The organism is Pseudomonas sp. YL2 (assembly GCF_023063025.1).
In the GTDB taxonomy this organism is placed as follows: domain Bacteria; phylum Pseudomonadota; class Gammaproteobacteria; order Pseudomonadales; family Pseudomonadaceae; genus Aquipseudomonas; species Aquipseudomonas putida_A.
The window spans coordinates 38103-61466 of record NZ_JAJSLU010000020.1; the positions used below are offsets into that span (position 1 = coordinate 38103).

General features: G+C 59.4%; 25 protein-coding genes. 3 read left to right on the forward strand and 22 right to left on the reverse strand.

Going from position 1 to position 23364, the window contains the following annotated elements; translation table 11 throughout:
* Positions 1-25 precede the first annotated feature (25 nt).
* From LVD08_RS23545 to LVD08_RS23610, 14 genes are all read right to left on the reverse strand, one after another.
* Positions 26-532 carry a phage major tail tube protein gene (locus LVD08_RS23545; RefSeq protein ID WP_201135673.1) on the reverse strand — a complete coding sequence of 169 codons (507 nt, stop codon included), beginning with the start codon at positions 530-532 and terminating at the stop codon, positions 26-28.
* Positions 532-1698: a phage tail protein gene (locus tag LVD08_RS23550; RefSeq protein WP_095188864.1), complete on the reverse strand. Its 1167-nt coding sequence runs from the start codon at positions 1696-1698 to the stop codon at positions 532-534. The genes LVD08_RS23545 and LVD08_RS23550 overlap by 1 nt, the downstream gene beginning before the upstream one ends.
* Before the next feature lie 2 nt (positions 1699-1700).
* On the reverse strand, positions 1701-1886 hold the full coding sequence (locus LVD08_RS23555; RefSeq protein WP_007964321.1) for a hypothetical protein: 186 nt from the start codon (positions 1884-1886) through the stop codon (positions 1701-1703).
* Positions 1887-1987: 101 nt separating this feature from the next.
* Positions 1988-2518 (reverse strand): DUF4376 domain-containing protein, encoded by a 531-nt coding sequence (locus tag LVD08_RS23560; protein WP_247269387.1) that lies wholly within the window; start codon positions 2516-2518, stop codon positions 1988-1990.
* Positions 2519-2529: 11 nt separating this feature from the next.
* Positions 2530-5319 (reverse strand): phage tail-collar fiber domain-containing protein, encoded by a 2790-nt coding sequence (locus LVD08_RS23565; RefSeq protein ID WP_247269388.1) that lies wholly within the window; start codon positions 5317-5319, stop codon positions 2530-2532.
* Complete coding sequence (locus LVD08_RS23570) at positions 5320-5955, reverse strand: phage tail protein I (protein WP_247269389.1); 636 nt, start codon at positions 5953-5955, stop codon at positions 5320-5322.
* A complete protein-coding gene (locus tag LVD08_RS23575) occupies positions 5952-6947 on the reverse strand; it encodes a baseplate J/gp47 family protein (RefSeq protein WP_103367840.1) in 996 nt (331 codons plus the stop codon). The genes LVD08_RS23570 and LVD08_RS23575 overlap by 4 nt, the downstream gene beginning before the upstream one ends.
* Entirely contained in the window at positions 6944-7276 is a 333-nt protein-coding gene (locus LVD08_RS23580) for a phage baseplate protein (protein ID WP_247269390.1), read from the reverse strand. Before LVD08_RS23580 ends, LVD08_RS23575 begins: the two co-directional genes overlap by 4 nt.
* Positions 7277-7290: 14 nt before the next feature.
* Positions 7291-7899, reverse strand: coding sequence for a phage baseplate assembly protein V (locus LVD08_RS23585; protein ID WP_247269391.1), 609 nt, complete (start codon positions 7897-7899; stop codon positions 7291-7293).
* 3 nt (positions 7900-7902) lie between these two features.
* Positions 7903-8424: a hypothetical protein gene (locus LVD08_RS23590; RefSeq protein ID WP_247269392.1), complete on the reverse strand. Its 522-nt coding sequence runs from the start codon at positions 8422-8424 to the stop codon at positions 7903-7905.
* Positions 8425-8496: 72 nt separating this feature from the next.
* Positions 8497-8838, reverse strand: coding sequence for a phage holin family protein (locus LVD08_RS23595; protein ID WP_003222183.1), 342 nt, complete (start codon positions 8836-8838; stop codon positions 8497-8499).
* A gap of 135 nt (positions 8839-8973) precedes the next feature.
* On the reverse strand, positions 8974-9402 hold the full coding sequence (locus LVD08_RS23600; RefSeq protein ID WP_247269393.1) for a tail fiber assembly protein: 429 nt from the start codon (positions 9400-9402) through the stop codon (positions 8974-8976).
* Between the two features lie 96 nt (positions 9403-9498).
* The gene (locus LVD08_RS23605; RefSeq protein WP_247269394.1) at positions 9499-9915 is read right to left on the reverse strand and encodes a tail fiber assembly protein; all 417 of its coding nucleotides are present in this window, start codon (positions 9913-9915) and stop codon (positions 9499-9501) included.
* Between the two features lie 515 nt (positions 9916-10430).
* Positions 10431-11165: a LexA family transcriptional regulator gene (locus tag LVD08_RS23610; RefSeq protein ID WP_027611049.1), complete on the reverse strand. Its 735-nt coding sequence runs from the start codon at positions 11163-11165 to the stop codon at positions 10431-10433.
* Between the two features lie 209 nt (positions 11166-11374).
* On the opposite strand from LVD08_RS23610, the gene mutS reads away from it, so the two are divergent.
* Positions 11375-13957 carry a DNA mismatch repair protein MutS gene (gene mutS, locus LVD08_RS23615; RefSeq protein ID WP_027611048.1) on the forward strand — a complete coding sequence of 861 codons (2583 nt, stop codon included), beginning with the start codon at positions 11375-11377 and terminating at the stop codon, positions 13955-13957.
* A gap of 163 nt (positions 13958-14120) precedes the next feature.
* Positions 14121-14444, forward strand: a complete 324-nt coding sequence (gene fdxA / locus LVD08_RS23620; protein ID WP_003222178.1) for a ferredoxin FdxA — start codon at positions 14121-14123, stop codon at positions 14442-14444.
* A gap of 611 nt (positions 14445-15055) precedes the next feature.
* Here the strand turns inward: fdxA and rpoS are convergent.
* The 8 genes from rpoS to LVD08_RS23660 form a co-directional block, all read right to left on the reverse strand.
* Entirely contained in the window at positions 15056-16066 is a 1011-nt protein-coding gene (gene rpoS / locus LVD08_RS23625; RefSeq protein ID WP_007964304.1) for an RNA polymerase sigma factor RpoS, read from the reverse strand.
* Between the two features lie 105 nt (positions 16067-16171).
* A complete protein-coding gene (locus LVD08_RS23630; protein WP_247269395.1) occupies positions 16172-17053 on the reverse strand; it encodes a peptidoglycan DD-metalloendopeptidase family protein in 882 nt (293 codons plus the stop codon).
* 212 nt (positions 17054-17265) lie between these two features.
* Positions 17266-17901, reverse strand: coding sequence for a protein-L-isoaspartate(D-aspartate) O-methyltransferase (locus LVD08_RS23635; protein ID WP_247269417.1), 636 nt, complete (start codon positions 17899-17901; stop codon positions 17266-17268).
* A gap of 41 nt (positions 17902-17942) precedes the next feature.
* Positions 17943-18692, reverse strand: a complete 750-nt coding sequence (surE, locus tag LVD08_RS23640; RefSeq protein WP_247269396.1) for a 5'/3'-nucleotidase SurE — start codon at positions 18690-18692, stop codon at positions 17943-17945.
* On the reverse strand, positions 18680-19738 hold the full coding sequence (gene truD, locus LVD08_RS23645) for a tRNA pseudouridine(13) synthase TruD (protein WP_247269397.1): 1059 nt from the start codon (positions 19736-19738) through the stop codon (positions 18680-18682). The genes surE and truD overlap by 13 nt, the downstream gene beginning before the upstream one ends.
* Positions 19735-20208 carry a 2-C-methyl-D-erythritol 2,4-cyclodiphosphate synthase gene (gene ispF, locus LVD08_RS23650; protein ID WP_027611044.1) on the reverse strand — a complete coding sequence of 158 codons (474 nt, stop codon included), beginning with the start codon at positions 20206-20208 and terminating at the stop codon, positions 19735-19737. The genes truD and ispF overlap by 4 nt, the downstream gene beginning before the upstream one ends.
* Before the next feature lie 43 nt (positions 20209-20251).
* A complete protein-coding gene (fghA, locus tag LVD08_RS23655; RefSeq protein WP_247269398.1) occupies positions 20252-21097 on the reverse strand; it encodes an S-formylglutathione hydrolase in 846 nt (281 codons plus the stop codon).
* Between the two features lie 65 nt (positions 21098-21162).
* Positions 21163-22275: an S-(hydroxymethyl)glutathione dehydrogenase/class III alcohol dehydrogenase gene (locus LVD08_RS23660; RefSeq protein WP_247269399.1), complete on the reverse strand. Its 1113-nt coding sequence runs from the start codon at positions 22273-22275 to the stop codon at positions 21163-21165.
* 115 nt (positions 22276-22390) lie between these two features.
* Here LVD08_RS23660 and LVD08_RS23665 point away from each other — a divergent pair, with 115 nt between their 5' ends.
* A complete protein-coding gene (locus LVD08_RS23665) occupies positions 22391-23287 on the forward strand; it encodes a LysR substrate-binding domain-containing protein (RefSeq protein ID WP_007964295.1) in 897 nt (298 codons plus the stop codon).
* Positions 23288-23364 lie beyond the last annotated feature (77 nt).

Sequence of the window (23364 nt, forward strand, 5' to 3'; positions counted from 1 at the left end):
TACAGGGTTTGTGGTGTATCGAGGCTTACGGCATCAGCACCGCACGGCGCGCATCACCAAGGATGTCGACGCCGTTGAGCACGAACTTCTGGGTGCGCACGTCGATGTCGATCACCGGGATGCCGTTTTCCAGGCGGTTGTAGGTGCGGCAGGAGAACTCCAGAGTCGTCAGGGCTTTGCCGCCCATCTTGATCGCGTCTTCACCCATGGTTTTGAGCTTGCCGCCGATGGTGTGATAGGTGAACCAGGTGTTGCCGTCCTGATCCTGACCGGCTTCACGCACGTTCAGCAGGATGTCGTCGCCCAGCTTCACACCCATCGCCAGCAACACTTCAGCACCGGTGCCTTGCAGCTTGAGCGTGGCGTTCAGAGCCTTGGCACTCTTGGCCATTTCCTCAACGATGAAGCGCCCGCCCGTCATGCTTTCCATGTCGAAATCGATTTTCGGCGGGGTGAACTCCTCAACGGTCGCCGACAACGGCAGGCCTTGCAGGGTGGCCGCGATGGCCTGTCTTACGCGGTTGGTAAACATTAGAGAACGTCCTCCAGGAACTGCTCGATGATTTCATCGCGGGCGTTGAGTTGATAAACCATGTGTTCGTTCGGCGCGTAGCGGCCGTAGTCGATGACCACGTACCAGGTGCCGTTCTTGTACTTCTCGACGCTGTTGAGTTCCGGGTGCAGATAGACGCTGCCGCCAGGAATGGTTTCGTCGGCGACCAAGGTCTGCAGCCAGTCGTTGATGCGCTTGACCTCCTGATCCATGAACGACTTGGTCAGGTTCTTTGCCATGGCTTTCTGGCCGGCCTTGACCAGCTTGCGGCTGATCGCATCTTCGAGGCCGACGTAGCTGATGAACTTGCCGGTGATCGAGCGGTTACCCAGCAGCGAGAAGCCGCCGAGCACGGTGCGGGCGTAGTAGCTCACGCCGTAACGGTTGAGCAGATCGCCTTCGGTGGAGGTGTCGAGGATGTTGTATTCAACGACGCGGGACACGTCTTCGGCGTAGGTCACCTGGTTGCCCGGGCTCTCCCACTGCTTGACCTTGGCCAGCGCGGCAATCGCCAGGCTGGACGGCGCGAGGAAGACATTTTTCTTCGCCGCTTTCGAGTACACAGCCGGCATGTTGTGCACAACCAGGCAGCGGTCGAAACCGAGATCAGCGCCGCCGAGTTCCTGGCTGTAAGTCACTTGATCAGCGACCGAAGCGTCTTTGCCGTCCAGTACCACACGGGCCTTGATGCGCTTGCCGAACGAGGCGAACTCGCTGGCCACCGCTTTGGTGCCGGTGAAGCCCGGCGCGCCGATGATGGTCAGGTCTTCCGGGACGCTGCCCAGTGCGGCCAGGCCGAGTTTGCGGCCGGTGGCTGGCTCAACACCGCCGATCACCGCGTTGACAGTGTCGGCCGGGGTTGCGCCCGCTTCGACGATCACCACGTACACCGGCACCTTGACCACTTTGAGGATCTGGTAAACCGCGTGATAAAGGGTGCCCTCTTCCGAACCGGTCGGATCGAGCAGCGCATGAGTGGTGAAGCTGTTGATGCGAAACGGTGCGTTACGCGGAATCAGCGGATCGGCTTTCGGCGCGGTGCCGACCAGACCGATGACGTTGTCACCCAGGCCACCCATGGCCTCGGGGGATTCAGTGGCATTGACGGTAATGCCGTTGTGCTCGAAGTTCAGAACCTCAGCCATGTTTAGTCAGCCTTCTTGGCAGCGGCCTTTTTGGCCTGGGTGGAGGGTGTTTTCAGTTCCAGTCGACCGGCGCTGTGCAGCGCACTGGCCTCGACGTCGAGCAGATCAAGGTCTTGACCGACGCTCGACCAGTGCCCACCGCCGGTGGGGAATGGAACGAGCACGGTGTAGGTTTGGCGGGTTGCCATTTTTCGTTTCTCCATAAACGGGAAAGCCCCTCGTGGGGAGGGGCTTGGCGGGTGTTGATTGGTTTTAAGCGGACAAGAAAACGCTCCGGGGTGCGGGGCGTTTACTGGGGAGCCGAGACGGATGTCGCTGGTAGAGAATCCGGCCAGCTTTCCTTGAGCATTTCGTCTGTGTAGGTGCCCGCTTCAATAGCCCGGAGCAACTCAAGCTCTCGGTCGAAGCAAGCCTGGACGTGCGCCCTTACAGCTTTGGCAATGGCGAGAATCTGTTCGGCGCCGATCTCGACAAAACCATTGAGGGTTTTGAAGTTGCAGCGGTACTCGGGGTCGAGAATGGCGGACAGACCGGTGCTGGCGATCAGCGCCTGACTGTCGCGAGATGTTTCGATAGCCATTGATCCCACAACGATACCGAGACCTTCCCGACGATATCTCTCGGACGCAATTATCTGTGAAGGGCTCAGCTGCGGATCAACTGGAGACTCCGACATGTAAGTCAGATAGCGTTGATCCTGCGGTTCGACCACCCCCAGATTGGCGTAATTTCCCTCATCTTGAGGGCAGGAAAAAACCGCAACGATCTTCGTTTGAGTTTCATCCGAGAACATGACGTTTATGCGTGATTTATCTTCCACTGGGTTCACCCTCAAAATCTGTAACTATTCGTCGTGATCGCAAAAGCACTAAAGGTTCCAGCGCTGGTCAGGCGATAAAACAGCGTTTGCGGCGACAACAAGGGAACATCCAGAAATGACCCGCCGCCGGTTCCTGTAAAGTTCACGATAAAGGTCTGAAGACCTATGGCGGCAGCCGACCCGGCAAGCGCCATGCTGTATCCATTGGCCGACACCGAGCCTTGAAAATTTCCGGAAACCGACTTGGCATTCAATGGGACAGCGGCAGAGATCGACAACCCTGTGAGAGTCGAAACCGAGACGGTTGTCGACAACACTTGAGCGCCATAAAACACCTGACGATCAACTTGTTCAGCTACAGCAAACTGAGCGCTGGCATTCGTCGGCAAAATGCTGAGAAGCGCGGAAAATGTATAGCCATCAGGAGCAACACCCGCCAACAGTTTCGGAGCGATTGTAGCTGTGGCATTGACGGCAACAATGCCGGTGGATTTGGACGCAGGACTGTAAAGCGCGTACAGCGCGACAAACCCATTGACCGGCGCTGCGCCCGCATCCATTGCCCCCAGGCCCTTGACCGAAGCCGACAGGTTGAGGCTCTGGTTGAAGTTGGAAATAACCAACCTTTTCCCATTCCCATCTCCCAGAACGATCTCGGAAGCTGTGAATGTCGCAGTCGGAGCAGCAAGCGGAATCGAGACCCGAGCGTTTCGAATGTCCCCTGCAAGGGGTCCATTCAACGAAAGCTGTTGTAGCTGTTCAGAGAGCACGGAGATGTCGATGTTTCCCTGATTGATCGGTGCGTTCCAGGCCTTGATGCACCACATGACGGCGATGTTGCGGGGACGATTTTCTGTTGCTGTCCGGGCTTGTCGGGCGTTGTCAAAATCTATGGAGGTGTAAGCATCAACAGCAGCATTTACGCCCTTTGACACGCCGGACTTCGACCCACCGTACACACCGTTGAGTATCTGGCCCATTCCAGTGGAGTCTGCTGCAGATATCGCACCGGTCAGGCGCTGCATCGCATCCAGTTGAACCGTACCAATCTGTCGACCAGCATCCACGCCACGTCCATGATCCCAACCACGCAAGAACTCACCGCGCGAATCCGGCAAGCGGAAGTTGCCCGCGCCCTCATCTCCCTTGTTGTAAGTGGTACCGAGAAAAGCCGCCAGATCCGGATAAGTCGCAATGCTCTGCACACTGCCATCCAGTTCCAGATAACCCGGCGCGACGATCCCCGTCGGGAATGCCAGAACGGCCCCCACCGGAACAGCGGATTTGAGCCGTTCGACTTCCTTGGCCAGTGCGGCTACATCGATGGTTCCCTGATTGACCGGGGCGTTCCAGGCTTTGATGCACCACATGACGGCGATGTTGCGTGGGCGAGTTTCATTTCCCCCTGCATTGACGGTAGTTGTGGGCGACGTCAGATTGTTTGAATCAGGCCCTGAAGTTGCCAGATACCCACCCGTAGCGGGAGGTGTTACGACACCGTTAACAACTCCAGCGCCCGTACCCCCAAAAGGGTCAATGTTTGCAGCTACGCTGTCAAAGTACCGGTGACTGTGACTTTTATAATCATCAGCCTGAAGGCTACCGACTTGACGTCCCAGGTCGACTCCCCGTCCATGATCCCAACCGCGTAAAAATTCCCCACGCGCTTCCGGCAAACGGAAATTCCCGACGCCCTCATCACCCTTGTTGAACTTGCCTCCCAGATAAGCGCTCAAGTCCGGGTAAGTCGCACTGCTCTTGACGCTGTTATCCAGCTCCAGAAAACCCGGCGGCGGTGCATCCACCGGGAACGCAACAATCGAACCCACCGGCAACGCCGAGGCCTTGGCGATCAGCGCTTCAACTTCCGCCTTGGTGTAGGAATCCTTGATGCCAAAACCGGCCAACGTTTCAGGATTCGCACCTGCCGTCGCGCGGCCATATTCATCAACCGTCAGACTCTTGTAAGTGCCGGCAGCAATCCCGGTGCGCCCGGCCAACATCTTGAACGTCAGCGCGGTGGTGCCAAGAGTGATCGGCGCATTCGTGGTCAGGTGCCACAGCGAATCGCCGTTCGCCGTACCCTCCTCCACCATGACCGTCAGGCCCGGCGTGACCTTGGCGCTGGTATTGGCATCAGTCGCCCGCACCCAGTCACCGTTAGCCACGATCCACAGGCCGTTATCCTTGGCCAGGGTCTGGTTCGCCAGCAAAATGCGGTCGCCGGCAATCACGGCCACGCCGTCGATCTGTTGCGCACCGTTCAGCACGATGTTGGTAGAGGCCGCGACGCGCACCGATTGCTTGCCATCGAGTTTGCCGAGTTCCTCGGCGAGGTAACTCATGACCCAGGCACGGGTGGCCTTAACCACGGTGTCATCAATCAGCAACGTCACCAGCGATGCATTGCTGGTCTCGAAAATCGAGCGAATGTAGAACTCTTTGCCCGAGCCCGACGTGGCCAACACCGGTTTGAACGACTCCGGATATTTGACGATGGCGTAGAGAATCCCGGTTTCGGTCCACAACCCGGCTTCACGCACGTACCAACCGCCAACGTCCGGCGGAATGGTGACTTCGGCGAGCAGCCAGCTCGGATTTTTCTCGTCCTGAAACAGCGCGTTGAGCGGCCCGCGCCAGACTTCGCGCTTCAGCGCAGTGGCGGTCGCGGCCGGGTTGTAGACCGAGCCGCCGCCGTCGCCGACAGAAATCTGCGTCAGCTTGATCGGTGTGCCCGCAGCCTTGCACGCCGTTTCGTAGGCAATCCCTGCGTTGGTGAGCAGGGTGTAATAGTCAGCCATTCAGGCCCCCTGAGGATAAATAGTGGATGTTTCGACGGTGTACATGCCGGCAGCCAGGAACGCCTCTCCCGAGGTTTCGAGCCCTTCGATGAACACCGGATAAACCGTGGTCAGCTCACCGCAAAAGGTCGCGGCGGCGATGGAGTGACTGCCAAACGCACTCAAGCCAACCGTTACCGAGAGAATGTCCCGTTCGCTCTTGGCATCGGCCAGACGACGGTCGAGACGGGCGTCGATTTCTGCGCTGTAAGGTTGATCGCTGAAAGCGCGCACCCTGAAGCTGTAAGGCACGCCGGGCGGCGTCTGTTCGTACCAGGCGCGAACTTCCGGGCGCAGTTGCAAACCCTTGGCTGCGTTTTCCAGCGCCTTACGAGTACCGGCCTGGCGCGCGGTGGGCCAGGCCAGTTCGACGGTCAGGCGCTTTTCCGCTTCCGGTGCGCTGGTGCTCCATTCGGCGACACCGCGATCCGCTGCCAGATACGGCAGGAACGCCACCGGTGTTTCGCTCGGATTCATCAGTTCGGGGAATGGCGGCGCGATGCGATCAAGCAGTGCGCCGAAACCCAGATCCAGTCCACGTTCGAGTGCCGAGCTGTTGGCCGGCAACAAGGTCGGGCTACGCGTTGGCTCACTCATAGTGTCAGCACCTCGACCTCGACTGCCGTGCAGTACGGTGCCTGAAACGCAGTGGTCACGATCGGCGCCAGCGGTTCAAGAATCTGCAGTTGCACGGCGCCGGCGCTGTGCAGCGTGTAGTCGATCCAGCTCGGATCGACCCGCCCTTCGAGGCGATGGCAACTGTCGGCGTAGGCCTGCAATTGCTGCTGCGCGGCGACTTTGGTCAGGCCCGAATCGGGACCGGAATTGATCTTCGCCACGACACGGATTTTGTAGCGCTGAATGTCGGCTGCCTTGACCGTGACGAGGTCGGTTTCCGGTCGCACATCAGGGCGGGCGAAGTGCTGACGTACACCGTCAAGCAACGCTGCAGACGGAGTGCCATCGCCGTCTCGCGACAACACCGTGACCTGCACCTCGCCCGGCGCAGTACGCCGACCGTTGCCGTCCTTGACCTGTGCCGCGAGGCCGTCCGGGTTGAAGGTGTAGGTGACGTTCACCACACCGCCATCGCTGGATTCGACCTTCACCGTTGGCCGTTCACCGAGGGTGAATACCTCGCGGCGATACTGCATTCGCGAACCCGCAGCCGGGGCATGCGGCGCCAGGTAATAGCGCAGCCGGGCGTCGTCATCACTTTCATAAATCGGCGGTACCGGCGGAAATGCCGCCGGGTCGCCGGGGTCGAGCAACTGCCGCTCCAGGCCCATGTCCGCCAGCCGTGCGTCGAGGTTGCTGCCAGTGGCCCACCACGCCAGCATCTGCTTGATGCGGGCGTTGTATTTGCGTTCGTGGGTTTGCAGACGCACGCAGAAAGCCTCAAGCGCCAGGGTCAGCAGTTCGCTTTCGTTATCGAGGCTGGTCTTGAGTTTCGCTGCGCTGTCCGGCGCCCGGGCGCCGACGTATTCGACGACGAAGGTCTTGAACTCGGCGAGCAGGTCTTCGAAGGCGTCGACGGTGATCAGCGCCGGTTCGGCCAACTGATTCTGGCCGGGGATCAACATGCTCATGTCACGACCTCGAATGTCTGTTGACGGTTTTTCCAGGTGCCGGCGAAACGCAGCAGCAGACCGGCGCCCTTACGGCTGGCGACGATCACGCTCGGCTGAAAATCGCTGATCCCGTTCTGCGCGTTGTAGAACGCCTGAGCCGCGTGGCTCTGGGCCATAAGCAGAACGTCGTCACCGAGGTTCTGCCCCAGCAGCGTGGGGATCAGTGAGCCATAAAGGGGCCTTTTTTGCCGGGTGCCCAGCGGCGTGGTCAGGGCTCGTGTCGCGCGCTGCACGAACTGCAGCCAGTCGTCGACCGTGGCCCCGGAGTCTCTATCGATTCCGATCATGGGAAGCTCTTGATTCAGGGGCTGATGACGCGGCCCTGGTGATCCACCAATGGGCCGCTGAAGTGCACGCCCGAGGCGTCGATGCTCAGGCCGACGGCGCCGAGTTGCAGGCTGATCAGCTGTGGCGTCATCGTCAGTTGCGCCGGGCCGATGCTCAGTGCAAGCGATTCGCGAGAGCCACTGAATGCGGCCGGGCCGTTCTGCCAGTGCAGGGTGTGCGTAGCGTCGTCATAGCCGCTTTCGCTGCCGTCGACATGCACCCGGCGCGTCAGCGTCGGTACCGTCGCCGTGGGTGGAAAGCGGTCACTGTTCAATCCGAACAACGCCACGCTTTGCGCGCCACTTTCACCGCTGCCGTAGTTGAACAGCAGGCACTGCTCGCCCACGCTCGGAATCCGCGATTCGCTCTGCGCTCCGGCGCTCGGGTTGAAGAACTTGATGGCGGGCGTCAGCAGTCCACCGTGGCTGACCTGACAAGTGTTGCTCGCGGCATCGACTGCCTGACAGACGCCGATGCGACAGAAACTCTCGGCGCGTCGGTGCAGGTCGTCGATTTCCGCTTCCATCTCGGCCAGCCGCTCGATGATCGGCCCCAGTTGCATGCGCAGTAATGCGTCGAACATCGGTCAGGCCTCCAGCGCGGTGTATTGGTCCGGATCGTCGATATTGCTTACTTCCCAGGTGCGGGCGAATTTCGGCGTGCCGAGCGGGTCGTCGAGCAGCGTCGGACCGAGGTAGAGGGTCTGGGTGAAAGTCAGAGTCCACGCCTTGTATTGCTGATCGGCGCGGATGAGCACTGACGGCAGACCATCAAGGTTCATCGGCAGATCACATTGAGCACCGGGCAGGCCCCAGCGGTTGTCGGTGATCAGGTTTTTCAGCACGGCGATCAGATCGCAGGCGGCAAATGCACTGGCGGACAGTGCCGGAATGACTTGCAGCGACACCGTCATGACGTGGGCGATACGTCCGTCGGCGCCACGCACACCGGGCGCATTACGGTCGAAGTCAATCAATGCCCAGGCCTGAGCGCCGGGGGCGGTGAAGTCGTCGTGATTGCCAACCTGCAGATTCAGGCCGGCGCTGTTGCGCAGGGTTGTCGCCATCGCCGTGAACAGCTGCGAAGGCTGCTGGATCGGTGCGGGCATGCATGACCTCCTTTTCAATTGTCCACGCGCAGCCCCGCCGCATCAGTTGCAGCGAGGCAGGAAAGTGTTGAGTTACTGGGGATCGCGCGGCGGGGGAACTTCGCAGACGCCGATGCGCTTGGCGGCCCAGCGTTCGTACAGACCGATGGCGACGTCGGCACCGGCCATGGCGGTCAGGCAACCGAAGGCTCCGGCGGCCCAGATCGAAAGCCCTGCTGCATACAGCAGCATGATCGCCGAGACGCCGCAGATCATGCAGGCGCCGGAGCGCAGGGCCAGACGCCGCAGCAATGACCAACCGCGGGCGCCCTCCTTGTCGGCGCGCCACATTTCGCCGGACACCCCGCCCACTACAGCGAGGAGGATGACCAGCCAGATCGGCATGTCCGCCAACGCTTGTTGCTCGTTTGTCATGTCACGCCTCCTGGTTTCAGTTGATGAGTGATGTATGTCGGGTTCAAGCGATGTCTCTTCAGGTAGGCATTCCAAAAAGCCCGGCGCGGGGCCGGGCTTTTGAGTAATACAGACCAATAAAATCACACAGCCGACTCAAACCAGCGGAAAAGGCACTGTCGGCCAAATGATGGTGTACGGGTAACCTGGTTGATTCTTGAAATCGCACAGCGCGACGACGTATTGCTTATAAGCCAATAGCGCCGCTTCCTCCTCCGGCGTTGCAATGCCCAAATCCTTCTTGTAATCCAACGGGTTGATGCTCAGCCAGCCTCTGGCATCCGACAACCTCTCAATCGCAAGAACTTTGACTTCAGCGGCTACCTCCTCATAGGTGGGTGCATGCAACTCCCATTGATTGTTGACAATTCTAGCGTTCCATCCGACCACAACTTCGGTATTTCCAGTGGCATCCACCCATTGCCCCCACACGCCATCGGGAGGACTGGTCGGCATCCCCTCATCAGTATCGAGTACCCGATAAACTTTGAAAGTGCTCAATGAAATAAAGACATATCGATTCATGTGTTTCTCCTTGGTTTAAGTTTTTCAACACTCACCGCTTGGTGTTTCGATCTCGCGTCCACCGCGCCTGAACGCTGTGGGCGCGCCAAGCGTTGTTTATGGAACTTGAGGCCAGCTAACAGTCAGCGGGTAGCCCGGCTGTTTGTTGACGTTGCTCATCGCGATGAAGAACTGCTTGTATTCCAGCAGTGCGGCTTCCTCTGCCGGCGTGGCCAGCCCCAGCTCAACCTTCTGCACCAGCGCCGACGACGCCAGAGTGGCGTTGACTTTGTCGAAACGAATAGCTCTTTCATTACGCATTTGAATGGCCAACGAGGACGGTTGCCCCCACATATCGCTGTCGGTAAATGTCCAGACGCCGTCGGTGTTCACCGCGTTCCAGGAATAGTCGATCTTGGGCAATGCGCTGACATCCACCCAGACTTGGTTCGCCGGAAACTCTTCGGTGATCGGGTTAGCGGTTTCAAAAATGTTGTCGACTTTGCCTTCGACGACACGTGCGTACTTCTTCATGCTCATCATCCTGATTGATTGCCGGCATCCCGGCTTTTCAGTTCCTGCCCGGGTAGGCATTCCAAAAAGCCCGGCATTACGCCGGGCTTTTCAGTAATGCGCTCCTTCGCCTTCCTTCAAATCCTGTTTTCGAGAAGGAAGCTGACTTTTCGGCGCTACTGGCGCGGTACGAGTCCATTCAAATTGTTTTTCCGACCGCGGTCCCTGCCCGCCGGATAACTGCTCTTGGTGCTTTACGCTGCACACCCGGGTCAGTTGCCAACCCTCTGAACCGTTGAGGCCGGTTCATCGCTGCCTGTTCTTGTGGAACTAAAGAGCTGTTGTTGCCAGCCGCTTTGTCGAGCGGCTTGGTGGCAAGAATATGCATGGATGCATATACAGTCAATGCATAAATGCATTTATTTATGCGAAGGAAATGCACGAACGCATGCAGGCCGCATAAATCAAGGGCTCGAGGGTTTTATTCAGGCGAAAAAAAACCCGCTAGGAGGCGGGTTTCTTTGACGGGTGAAAATCTATCGGGCGTACATGCCCCACCAGAAGACGTGACCGAGGATGACGATCTGCTCGTCCTGCATATCCTGGAAGCTGTAGTCCTCGTCCGGATGTTCATCGCGGTTGAAACTGCGCAGACGGATACCGGTCGGCAGGCGATAGAGCTGCTTCACGCGCAACTGACCGTTGTGATTGATCGCGTACAGGTCGCCATCAATGATGTCGCCGATTCCGCACTTGCCAGCGTTCACCCCGACCGTGGCGCCATCACGCAACACCGGCATCATACTGTTACCGCGCACCGTCACGCATTTGGCCTGGTCGAACTGCACACCGTTATGGCGCAGGCTGCGTTTGCCGAAGCGCAGGCTAGAGCGTTCGCTCTCTTCGATGACGAATCTTCCTGATCCAGCAGCCAATTCAACCTCACGAAGAAAGGGCACCGACACCTCGTCGTCATCGACAGGGGTATCGTCGTCCCACAGGCTTATGTCCTTGAGTTCCGCATGCACGTCATCGCGCGCGCCACCGGTCGCGATCGCGACATCGGCGCGGCCACGTAATTGATCAGTGCTCACATTGAAGTATTCGGCGATCTTCGAGATGTGTTTATCCGAAGGATCGACGATCTTCCCGCTGAGAATCCGCGAGAGCGTTGATTGAGGCACGCCGGTGCGACGGTGGAGCTCCGTGGGGGAGATCCCGTGCTGGTCGAGCAGTGCTCTTAAGACGGAGGATACGTTGCGTTTTTGCATAACGCGCATAGTGCTTGAAGTTTTTTCCGAAGACAAATGCTGATTTGCATAAATCGTGCATAAATCACAATTAAACGCAAAAAGTGTCAGCCGGCCGTCATGCCTGCGTCGAGCCGACCGCCCATGGTAATCTTGCGCCCATCGCGGAAAAGCCCGGCGGTTGCCCTCGCTTTTGCCCTACATCATTTAACGAGTTACCTGACAATCCGATGAATAAAGCCGTCTCCGACCTGTCCTCCCACACCCCGATGATGCAGCAATACTGGCGCCTGAAGAATCAGCACCCGGATCAGCTGATGTTCTATCGCATGGGCGACTTCTACGAGATCTTCTATGAAGACGCGAAGAAGGCGGCCAAGTTGCTCGACATCACTCTGACCGCGCGCGGCCAGTCGGCGGGGCAAGCGATTCCGATGTGCGGGATTCCATACCACGCGGCGGAAGGTTACCTGGCGAAACTGGTCAAGCTCGGCGAGTCGGTGGTGATCTGCGAGCAGGTCGGCGATCCGGCCACCAGCAAGGGCCCGGTGGAACGTCAGGTGGTGCGCATCATCACCCCGGGTACGGTCAGCGACGAAGCGCTGCTTGATGAACGCCGCGACAACTTGATTGCCGCCGTGCTAGGCGACGAGCGCCTGTTCGGTCTGGCAGTGCTGGACATCACCAGCGGCAACTTTACTGTGCTCGAGATCAAGGGCTGGGAAAACCTGCTGGCGGAGCTGGAGCGAGTCAACCCGGTGGAACTGCTGATCCCGGACGATTGGCCGAAAGACCTGCCGGCGGAAAAGCGCCGTGGTGTGCGTCGTCGCGCGCCGTGGGATTTCGAGCGTGATTCGGCGCTGAAAAGTCTCTGCCAGCAGTTTTCCACGCAAGATCTCAAAGGCTTCGGTTGCGAAACCCTGACCCTGGCCATCGGCGCTGCCGGTTGCCTGCTGGCCTATGCCAAGGAAACCCAGCGCACCGCCCTGCCCCATCTGCGCAGCCTGCGTCATGAGCGTCTGGACGATACCGTGGTGCTCGACGGCGCCAGCCGCCGCAACCTCGAACTCGACACTAACCTGGCTGGTGGTCGCGACAACACCCTGCAATCAGTGGTTGATCGCTGCCAGACCGCAATGGGCAGCCGTTTGCTGACCCGTTGGCTGAACCGTCCGCTGCGCGATCTGACCGTGCTTTTGGCGCGGCAGACCTCGATCACTTGCCTGCTCGACGGCTACCGCTTCGAAAAGCTGCAGCCGCAGCTCAAGGAAATCGGCGACATCGAGCGGATTCTGGCGCGGATCGGCCTGCGCAATGCGCGCCCCCGTGACCTCGCGCGTCTGCGCGATGCTCTCGGTGCCCTGCCGCAACTGCAAGTGGCGATGACCGACCTCGAAGCACCGCACCTGCAACGCCTGGCGACCACCACCAGCACCTATCCGGAACTGGCGGCGCTGCTGGAAAAAGCCATCATCGACAACCCGCCAGCAGTGATCCGCGACGGCGGCGTGCTGAAAACCGGTTACGACAGCGAACTCGACGAGTTGCAATCGCTGAGCGAAAACGCCGGCCAGTTCCTTATCGATCTGGAAGCCCGGGAAAAGGCCCGCACCGGTCTGGCCAACCTGAAAGTCGGTTACAACCGCATTCACGGCTACTTCATCGAACTGCCGAGCAAGCAAGCCGAATCGGCTCCAGCCGATTACATCCGGCGCCAGACGCTCAAGGGCGCCGAGCGCTTCATCACGCCTGAGCTGAAAGAATTCGAAGACAAGGCGCTGTCGGCCAAGAGCCGTGCCCTGGCTCGCGAGAAAATGCTCTACGAGGCGCTGCTGGAAGATCTCATCAGCCAGTTGCCACCGTTGCAGGACACTGCCGGCGCATTGGCCGAGCTGGACGTGCTGAGCAATCTTGCCGAGCGTGCGCTGAACCTTGATCTGAACTGCCCGCGCTTCGTCAGCGAGCCGTGCATGCGCATCACCCAAGGGCGTCACCCGGTGGTCGAGCAAGTGCTGACTACGCCATTCGTGGCCAACGACCTGAGCCTGGATGACAACACCCGGATGCTGGTGATCACCGGCCCGAACATGGGTGGTAAATCCACCTACATGCGCCAAACCGCATTGATCGTGCTGCTGGCGCATATCGGCAGCTTCGTGCCGGCGGCCAGTTGCGAGTTGTCGCTGGTGGACCGGATCTTCACCCGAATCGGTTCCAGCGATGACCTGGCCGGTGGCCGTTCGACCTTCATGGTCGAGATGAGCGAAACCGCCAACATCCTGCACAACGCCACCGAGCGCAGTCTGGTGCTGATGGACGAAGTTGGGCGCGGCACCAGCACCTTCGACGGTCTGTCGCTGGCATGGGCGGCCGCCGAGCGTCTGGCGCATCTGCGTGCCTATACTCTATTTGCCACGCACTATTTCGAACTGACCGTGTTGCCGGAAGCCGAGCCGCTGGTGGCCAACGTGCACCTCAACGCCACTGAGCACAACGAGCGCATCGTGTTCCTGCACCACGTGTTGCCGGGGCCTGCCAGCCAGAGCTACGGCCTGGCGGTGGCGCAACTGGCCGGCGTGCCGAGTGAAGTGATCGTGCGGGCCCGTGAGCACCTGAGCCGACTGGAAGACACCGCATTGCCGCATGAAGCGCCCAAGCCTGCCGTCAAAGGCAAACCGGCCGTTCCGCAGCAGAGCGACATGTTCGCCAGCCTGCCGCACCCGGTGCTCGATGAGTTGGCCAAAGTGGATCTCGATGACCTGACCCCGCGTCGAGCGCTCGAATTGTTATATGCACTTAAGAACCGGATCTAAGCAGCGAAGAACCGGATATAACGCAAATGGCTTCAAGCTGTTAGAATCTCGCGCGGTTTGGGATGCTGCTGGCTAATAGCCTGGCTGGCAGACATCGCTCCCGAACCTGGCGACCCCAACCGTGAAGGGGCTACGCTGCCGCCGCCTGAGGAGAAAATTAGAAATGACCTTCGTCGTCACCGACAACTGCATCAAGTGCAAGTACACCGACTGCGTAGAAGTCTGTCCGGTGGACTGCTTTTACGAAGGCCCGAACTTCCTGGTGATTCACCCGGACGAGTGCATCGACTGCGCCCTGTGCGAACCGGAATGCCCGGCCGTCGCGATTTTCTCCGAGGATGAAGTTCCGGAGGATATGCAGGAGTTCATTCAACTGAACGTTGAATTGGCCGAAATCTGGCCGAACATCACCGAGAAGAAAGAATCGCTGCCGGATGCCGAAGAGTGGGATGGCGTCAAAGGCAAGATCAAAGACCTCGAACGCTGATCTGTCGCGCGTTACCAAAAGGCCCCTTGGGGCCTTTTTGCTTTTTCGGGTTTTACTTTTCTACAGGCAAAAAAAGGGGCGGTTTGACCCGCCCACATTTTTTCCCTATTCCCTGTATTCCTTTTTATCGTCCTGATGAATCGCGTCCTGCGATGTCCGTTCCCCTCTTCCTTGAAGGGCGTGTCTGTCCGTCGACACAGTGCTGATACTAAAGAGTTCCCTGCCCAGAGCAATCGGCCCCGCGGGGTGAAAGTCGCTGTAATAAGCACTTCACATTAAAAAATAAGCATATAAATCAATCGGTTAAATACGACTCTCGGCAGCAGTCGACGTCTACCGTCCTGCAAAAATAGGGAACGCTTACGAAAGAGTAAGCCAAGGCTTACACCGCGAGACTACAAACGATGGAAATGCTGACCATTTGTCCGGCAATGAACTTTGTGCCGAGGGAGCTTGCTCCCGCTTGAGTGCGTAGCGCTCATGAATTTTTGGGGTTGCTGCGCAACCCGGCGGGAGCAAGCTCCCTCGCCACAGACAGTCATCAGCCAATATCCGAGCAATAAAAAAGCCCCGAACCAGTCGGGGCTTCTTGCGGCAGGCGTGTGAGGCGCTTACTGAAACAGCGACTCGCTCGACAGGCCATTCTTCTCGAGAATTTCGCGAAGGCGTTTGAGGCCCTCCACCTGGATCTGCCGCACCCGTTCCCGGGTCAGGCCGATCTCCAGGCCTACGTCTTCCAGCGTGCTGCTCTCATGGCCGCGCAGACCGAAGCGGCGTACGACCACCTCGCGCTGCTTGTCGGTCAGTTCCGAGAGCCATTGATCGATGCTCTGCGACAGGTCGTCATCCTGCAGCAGTTCACATGGATCGGTCGGACGGTCATCCGTCAGGGTGTCCAGCAGGGTTTTATCCGAATCCGGACCCAGCGAGACATCGACCGAAGAAACCCGCTCGTTCAGGCCGAGCATGCGCTTGACCTCGCCCACCGGTTTTTCCAGCAGGTTGGCGATTTCTTCGGGTGAAGGTTCGTGATCGAGCTTCTGCGTCAGCTCCCGTGCGGCCCGCAGGTACACGTTGAGCTCCTTGACCACATGGATCGGCAACCGGATGGTCCGGGTCTGATTCATGATCGCGCGCTCGATGGTCTGACGGATCCACCAGGTCGCGTAGGTCGAGAAGCGGAAGCCGCGCTCGGGATCGAACTTTTCCACTGCGCGGATCAGGCCGAGGTTACCCTCTTCGATCAGATCCAGCAGCGACAGCCCCCGATTGACGTAACGCCGGGCGATCTTCACGACCAGCCGCAGGTTACTTTCAATCATGCGCTTGCGCCCGGCAGGGTCGCCACTTTGCGACAGACGCGCAAAATGAACTTCTTCCTCCGGGGAGAGCAGTGGTGAAAAGCCGATTTCGTTGAGATACAGCTGCGTGGCATCGAGTGCCCGAGTGTAGTCGATGTACTTGTGTTGTTTAAGTGAAGCGGATTGTCTGGATTTGGAACGAACGGAAGGTGGAGCAGCCCCTTCATCATTCGACATCGAAGATTCCGAATCGATGCCGGCCTCCATAAGGAGAACCTCATCGTCGATGTCAAACTCCGGCACTTCTTTACTGAGAGCCATTGTTATAGTCCTTTGGTGAGTTCGACCCCAAGCTCAAGCGACGCCTTTATCCTTGGCAGCGCTGGAGCCTGTCCCCTCTACGCGACGGAACAGGCTGGCCTCAAATCAACGTTTGGGCAGGAACTGCAGCGGATCTACAGGTTTACCTTGGCGGCGAATCTCAAAATGCAGTTTCACCCGGTCTGTACCCGTGGACCCCATTTCGGCAATTGTCTGTCCGACCTTGACCTGCTGCCCCTCCCGTACCAACAGCCTGCGGTTATGTCCGTAGGCACTGACGTAGGTTTCGCTGTGTTTGATGATGACTAATTCACCGTAGCCCCTTAAGCCACTCCCGGCGTAAACCACCGTCCCATCAGACGCAGCTAAAACAGGCTGTCCCAAATCTCCGGCGATATCAATTCCTTTATTCAAACTACCGTTTGAAGAGAATTTTCCAATCAGAATGCCATTAGATGGCCATCCCCAGCCGGTCGGGGCCGGGCCCGGTGGAGGCATCGGAGCCGGGGCCGATTTGTTCGCGACGGACGGTGCAGCCCCCGCAGCAGCTGCCCCGGAGCCGGTCACGGTGGTGGTCGTCGTGCCATTCGCCTGGCGTCGGATTACCGTGGTTTTGCTCGACGATGATGGCGCGGAACTGCTGTTGCTCACTACGGCCGTCGGTGTTGAACCAGTGCGCCCGTCAAAGCGAATTGTCTGACCCGGATGGATCGTATACGGCGTAGGAATATTGTTCCGGGCCGCGAGGGCTTTGTAGTCCCAGCCGTAGCGAAAAGCGATGGAAAACAGCGTATCGCCCGGACGGACTACATACTGCCCGGTCGTGACGGCCGGACGCTGGGCCGCCGCGCTGTTGCGATCGACCACCCGCACGTTGCTCGATTTGGTGCTGGAGCAACCGACCAGCAGGGTGCTCAATACAAGGCCAGTCACCAGGCGCTGAAAGCTCGTGTTACCCATACGCTGCGCAATGACTGTGAGACTCACCCGCCGCTCCCTTTGTGGTGGCTGAAATATGTGGAATGCCGAATCGCGGCAAGTAGTGTCGCAAGTATAACGGGCCGAACAGGCTTTACCGTTAAAGATGCGAAAACGCTTCACGCACACGTTTGCCCTTGGACAATTCGTAGCGTTTAAACCATCGCTGCCGATGTAAGACACAGGCCAGCGCGAGGAATTCAGCGCCCGCAAATAAATGCTCAGGCCAGCGGGCCATTGAGCAATGGCACGAAGCGCACGGCTCCCAATACGTGACGGGAAAAGCCGTGTTCTTCACGCACAATCAGCATCAGTTGCTGCACTTCCCCCGAGCCAACCGGAATCACCATCCGCCCACCCGGTGCCAGTTGATCGAGCAAGGCCTGCGGCACGTCAGTCGCGACTGCGGTGACGATGATGCCGTTGTACGGCGCCAGCGCCGGCCAGCCTTCCCAGCCATCGCCCCAGCGGAACACCACGTTGCGTAGGTTGAGTTCGACCAGGCGTTCCTTGGCCCGATCCTGCAGGACCTTGATGCGTTCGACCGAAAATACCCGCTCGACCAGTTGCGACAGCACTGCGGTCTGGTAACCCGAACCGGTACCGATCTCCAGCACCTTGTCCAGCGATCCCGCCTCCAGCAGCAGCTCGCTCATGCGCGCCACCATATAAGGCTGGGAGATGGTCTGGTTGTGGCCGATTGGCAGTGCGGTATCTTCGTAGGCACGGTGCGCCAGCGCTTCATCGACAAACAGATGACGCGGCGTACGGCGGATCACTTCCAGCACCTTGGCGTTGGACAGGCCTTCTTCATACAGCCGCTGGATCAGACGTTCACGGGTGCGCTGCGACGTCATGCCGATGCCACTGCGCAGTCTGTCTTCGTGTTCACGAGCCATCAGCGCAGTTCCTCCAGCCAGCCGTCGAGACTTCTGAAGGCATCATTGAAAGTGCGATCGAGCTGCAACGGCGTGATCGACACATACCCCTGCATCACCGCATGAAAGTCAGTGCCCGGGCCGCTGTCTTCGGCATCACCGGCCGCAGCAATCCAGTAGCCGGCCTTGCCACGCGGGTCGACCACTTTCATCGGCGCCGCGGCCCGGGCGCGGTGGCCCAGACGGGTCAACTGAATGCCGCGAATATGGTCGATCGGCAGATTGGGAATGTTCACGTTCAGCACCGTGCGCGGCGGCAGGTCCAGCCCGGCGTGGGCCTCGACCAGTTTGCGCGCGAAATGTGCGGCTGTCGCCAGGTTGTCCACCTGTCGTGAGCACAGCGAGAACGCAAACGAAGGGCGCTCGAGAAAGCGCCCTTCGAGGGCAGCCGCCACGGTGCCGGAATACAGCACGTCATCGCCCAGATTGGCACCGAGGTTGATCCCGGAAACCACCATGTCCGGCTCGCGCTCCAGCAGGCCGTTGAGGCCCAGGTGCACACAGTCGGTCGGCGTACCGTTGAGGCTGATGAAACCGTTTGCCAGGTATTGCGGGTGCAACGGACGGTCGAGCGTCAGCGAACTGCTGGCGCCGCTTTTGTCCTGCTCCGGGGCGATAACCACGCACTCGGTGTAATCCGCCAGCGCAGCATAAAGCGCGGCGAGACCGGGTGCGGTTACCCCATCGTCGTTAGAAATCAGAATACGCATGGGCTGTCCGTCTGCCCCACCGGCACCAGATCAACGAGTTCGCGCACCAATACGGTGGCGAAGCATCCGGCCGGGAGGACGAATTCCAGTTGCAGAATGTCAGGCTGGGGATAATGCCACGACAACCCGCCAATGGGCAGCCGCAGGATGCGACGTTCGTGGCTCATTCCGGCATTGATCAACCAATCGCGCAGATCCGCCTCACGCTCGGCAATCCCCTGCTCCAGATCATGGACAGCGCCAGCGGTCGGTGAGTCACCTTCGCCCCACTGCGGACCGGTCGGGTGCAGGTCGAGAATCGCCAGACGCGGGTCACTGCATTCGGCAACACCCGCCGGGAAGAAACTGCGGCTGTCGGTGAACGCCAGCAGATCGCCGACCTGCGCCTGCTGCCAGGTGCCGTCGGCAACCCGCGCCGCCAGCACTTGATTGAACAGAAAACTGCGCGCCGTCGACAGCAGCCGCGAACGCACATTGCGCTGCTCGGGCAATGCCTTGCGCGCCGCCCAGGCACGCGCATCAACGACGTTACCGCCGTCATGGCCGAAACGCTGGGCGCCGAAATAATTGGGAATGCCTTGCTTGGCGATCAGTTGCAGACGCTGCTCGATCGCATCCTTGTCGCCGGCAAACTGGGTCAGGCGCAAGGTGAAGCCGTTCGCCGAATGCGCGCCGCGTTGCAGCTTGCGCTTGTGGCGCGTGGTCTTGAGGATCTTCAGCGTGTCGTTTTCCGCCGCCGAGAGATCCGGGTCGGCCTTGCCCGGCAGTTGCACACTGAACCACTGGCGGGTCAGCGCCTGACGATCCTTGAGCCCGGCATAACTGACGGTGCGCAACGGCACGCCGGCAGCCTTGGCAATTCGGCGCGCGGCTTCTTCGGTGTTCAGGCCACGTTTTTCGACCCAGATCCACAGGTGCTCACCATCGCCGCTGAACGGGATGTCGAGCACTTCATCGACCTGAAAATCTTCGGCGATGGCTTTCAGAACCGCAGTGCCGAGTGGTTCGCCATAGGCCCGCGGGCCAAGCAATTGCAGTTCGTTCATGCGCGCAGCAACAAGGCAACGGAATGCACGGCGATGCCTTCTTCGCGACCGACAAAGCCGAGCTTTTCGGTGGTGGTAGCTTTCACGTTCACTTGATCCAGTTCAACTTGCAGATCGGCGGCGATCAACGCGCGCATCGCTTCGATATGCGGGGCCATTTTCGGTGCCTGAGCGACGATGGTGTTGTCGACGTTGCCGACTTTCCAACCCTTGGCGTGGATCAGCGCGACCACATGCCGCAGCAGCACACGGCTGTCGGCGCCCTTGAATTGCGGGTCGGTGTCCGGAAAGTGCTTGCCGATATCGCCCAGCGCGGCCGCGCCGAGCAAGGCATCGCTCAAGGCATGCAGCAGGACGTCACCGTCGGAATGAGCGAGCAGCCCGAAGCCGTGTGCAATACGCACGCCGCCCAGAGTAATGAAATCGCCTTCAGCGAAACGGTGAACATCGTAGCCGTGGCCAATACGCATAAAAAAACGCCCCGATTTTTGTCAGGGCGTGATTCTACCTGCATTAACCGCGCAGGGCGCGTGCGTGATGCTGCAAGTGGTCGTCAATGAAGCTTGAGATGAAGAAATAGCTGTGGTCGTAGCCCGGTTGCAGGCGCAGCGTCAGCGGATGACCCGCTTGTTTTGCAGCTTGTTGCAGGGCTTCGGGTTTGAGCTGCGTGGCGAGGAAGTCATCGCGATCCCCCTGATCGACCAGAAACGGCAGTTTCTCGTCGGCTTCAGCAATCAGCGCGCAGGCATCCCATTCTTTCCACTTGGAACGGTCTTCGCCCAGATAGCGGGAGAATGCTTTCTGCCCCCACGGACAATCCATCGGGTTGTTGATCGGCGAAAACGCCGACACCGACTGATAACGCCCCGGGTTGCGCAGCGCGCAGACCAGTGCACCGTGACCGCCCATGGAGTGGCCGCTGATGCTGCGTTTGTCCGACGCCGGGAAATGCGCTTCAACCAGTGCAGGCAATTCCTGCACGACATAGTCATGCATCCGATAGTGCCGCGACCACGGTTCCTGCGTGGCATTCAGGTAGAACCCGGCACCGAGACCGAAATCCCAGGCGCCATCTGGATCACCCGGCACATCCGGGCCGCGCGGACTGGTGTCCGGCGCGACGATGATCAGACCGAGTTCGGCGGCCATGCGCATCGCCCCGGCCTTCTGCATGAAGTTCTCGTCGGTGCAGGTTAGGCCGGACAGCCAATACAGCACCGGCAGCTTGCCGCCCTGCTCCGCTTGCGGCGGCAAATACACGGCAAACACCATGTCGCAGCCGAGCACGTCGGAACGGTGGCGATAGCGCTTGTGCCAGCCGCCGAAACTTTTCTGACAGGAGATATTTTCCAGACTCATGTAAAGACTCCTACGCGGCACCGGCTATAAACCTTCAAGGTCTGTAGCCGTGGCGTCGCGAATGATCAGAAATGAATAACGGTGCGGATGCTCTTGCCTTCGTGCATCAGGTCGAAGGCCTTGTTGATATCTTCCAGAGCCATGGTGTGAGTGATGAACGTATCCAGCGGGATCTCGCCGCTCTGCGCCATGTCAACGTAGCTTGGCAACTCGGTACGACCACGCACGCCGCCAAATGCCGAACCACGCCAGACGCGACCGGTCACCAGCTGGAACGGACGGGTCGAAATTTCCTGACCGGCACCGGCAACACCGATGATCACCGATTCGCCCCAGCCCTTGTGGCAGCATTCCAGCGCCGCGCGCATCAGTTGCACGTTGCCGATGCATTCGAAGGAGAAGTCGACGCCGCCATCGGTCATGTCGACGATCACTTCCTGGATCGGACGATCGAAGTCTTTCGGGTTGACGCAATCGGTGGCGCCCAACTGCCTGGCGATCTCGAACTTGGCCGGGTTGATGTCGATGGCGATGATGCGCGCGGCCTTGGCCTTCACTGCACCAATGACGGCCGACAGACCGATGCCGCCCAGACCGAAGATCGCCACAGTGTCACCCGGCTTGACCTTGGCGGTGTTGATCACCGCACCGATACCGGTGGTTACACCGCAACCGAGCAGGCAGACCTTTTCCAGCGGCGCATCCTTGGCGATTTTCGCCACGGAGATTTCCGGCAGTACGGTGTATTCCGAGAACGTCGAAGTACCCATGTAGTGGAAAATCGTTTGGCCCTTGTAGGAAAAGCGCGAAGTGCCGTCCGGCATCAGGCCTTTGCCCTGAGTGGCGCGAATCGCCTGGCACAGGTTGGTCTTGCCCGACTTGCAGAATTTGCACTGGCCGCATTCCGGGGTGTACAGCGGAATCACGTGGTCACCGACGGCGACCGAGGTGACGCCCTCGCCGATGGCTTCAACGATCGCGCCACCTTCGTGGCCAAGGATCGACGGGAAGATGCCTTCCGGATCCGCACCGGACAGGGTGTAGGCATCGGTGTGGCAAACCCCGGAAGCCACCACGCGCAGCAACACTTCACCGGCCTTGGGCATGGCCACATCGACTTCTACGATTTCCAGCGGCTTCTTGGCCTCGAAGGCAACGGCGGCGCGCGACTTGATCATGCTGACTCTCCAGTGAATCCAATGAATAAAAAACCAGACCGGCAGTGTAGTTCAGCGCCAACTGATTAATAATCCGGACAAATGCAAAATATTATTGCTGTACAGGGATAATCAAATGTCCGAAAACCGCTGGGAAGGTATCGACGAGTTCGTCGCCGTCGCCGAATGCAGCCAATTCACCGCTGCGGCCGAACGCCTTGGGGTTTCTTCCTCACACATCAGTCGACAAATCGTACGGCTGGAGGATCGATTACAGACGCGCCTGCTCTACCGCAGCACCCGTCGTGTGACCCTGACCGAAGCCGGTCAGACCTTTCTGCAGCATTGTCAGCGCCTGCAGGACGGTCGCGAAGAAGCCCTGCGCGCGGTCGGCGACCTGACCAGCGAACCGAAAGGCATGCTGCGCATGACCTGCGCCGTGGCCTATGGCGAGCGGTTTATCGTGCCGTTGGTGACGCGGTTCATGGGGCAATACCCGCAACTGCGCGTTGATATCGAGCTGAGTAACCGCCAACTCGATCTGGTGCATGAGGGACTGGATCTGGCGATCCGTCTGGGCCGATTGCAGGATTCTCGATTGGTCGCCACCCGCCTGGCGCCGCGTCGGATGTACCTGTGCGCGTCTCCTTCCTACGTGGAACGGTATGGCCGCCCACACAGCTTGTCGGAACTGAGCCGGCACAATTGCCTGATCGGCAGTTCGGATCTGTGGCAACTGGAACAGAACGGCCGGGAATTTTCCCAGCGCGTGCAGGGAAACTGGCGCTGCAACAGTGGGCAAGCAGTGCTGGATGCGGCGCTACAAGGGGTAGGCCTGTGTCAGTTGCCGGACTATTACGTGCTGGAGCATTTGCACAGTGGTGCGCTGATTTCGCTGCTGGAGGCGCATCAGCCGCCGAATACGGCGGTGTGGGCGTTGTATCCACAGCAGCGGCATTTGTCGCCGAAGGTGCGCAAGCTGGTGGATTTCTTGAAGGAAGGATTGGCCGAGCGGCCGGAGTATCGGGGCTGAGTGATGGGTTGTCCGTGCGACCGCCTTCGCGAGCAAGCTCGCTCCCACAGGGGATCGGCGGTGAATGCAAAATTTGT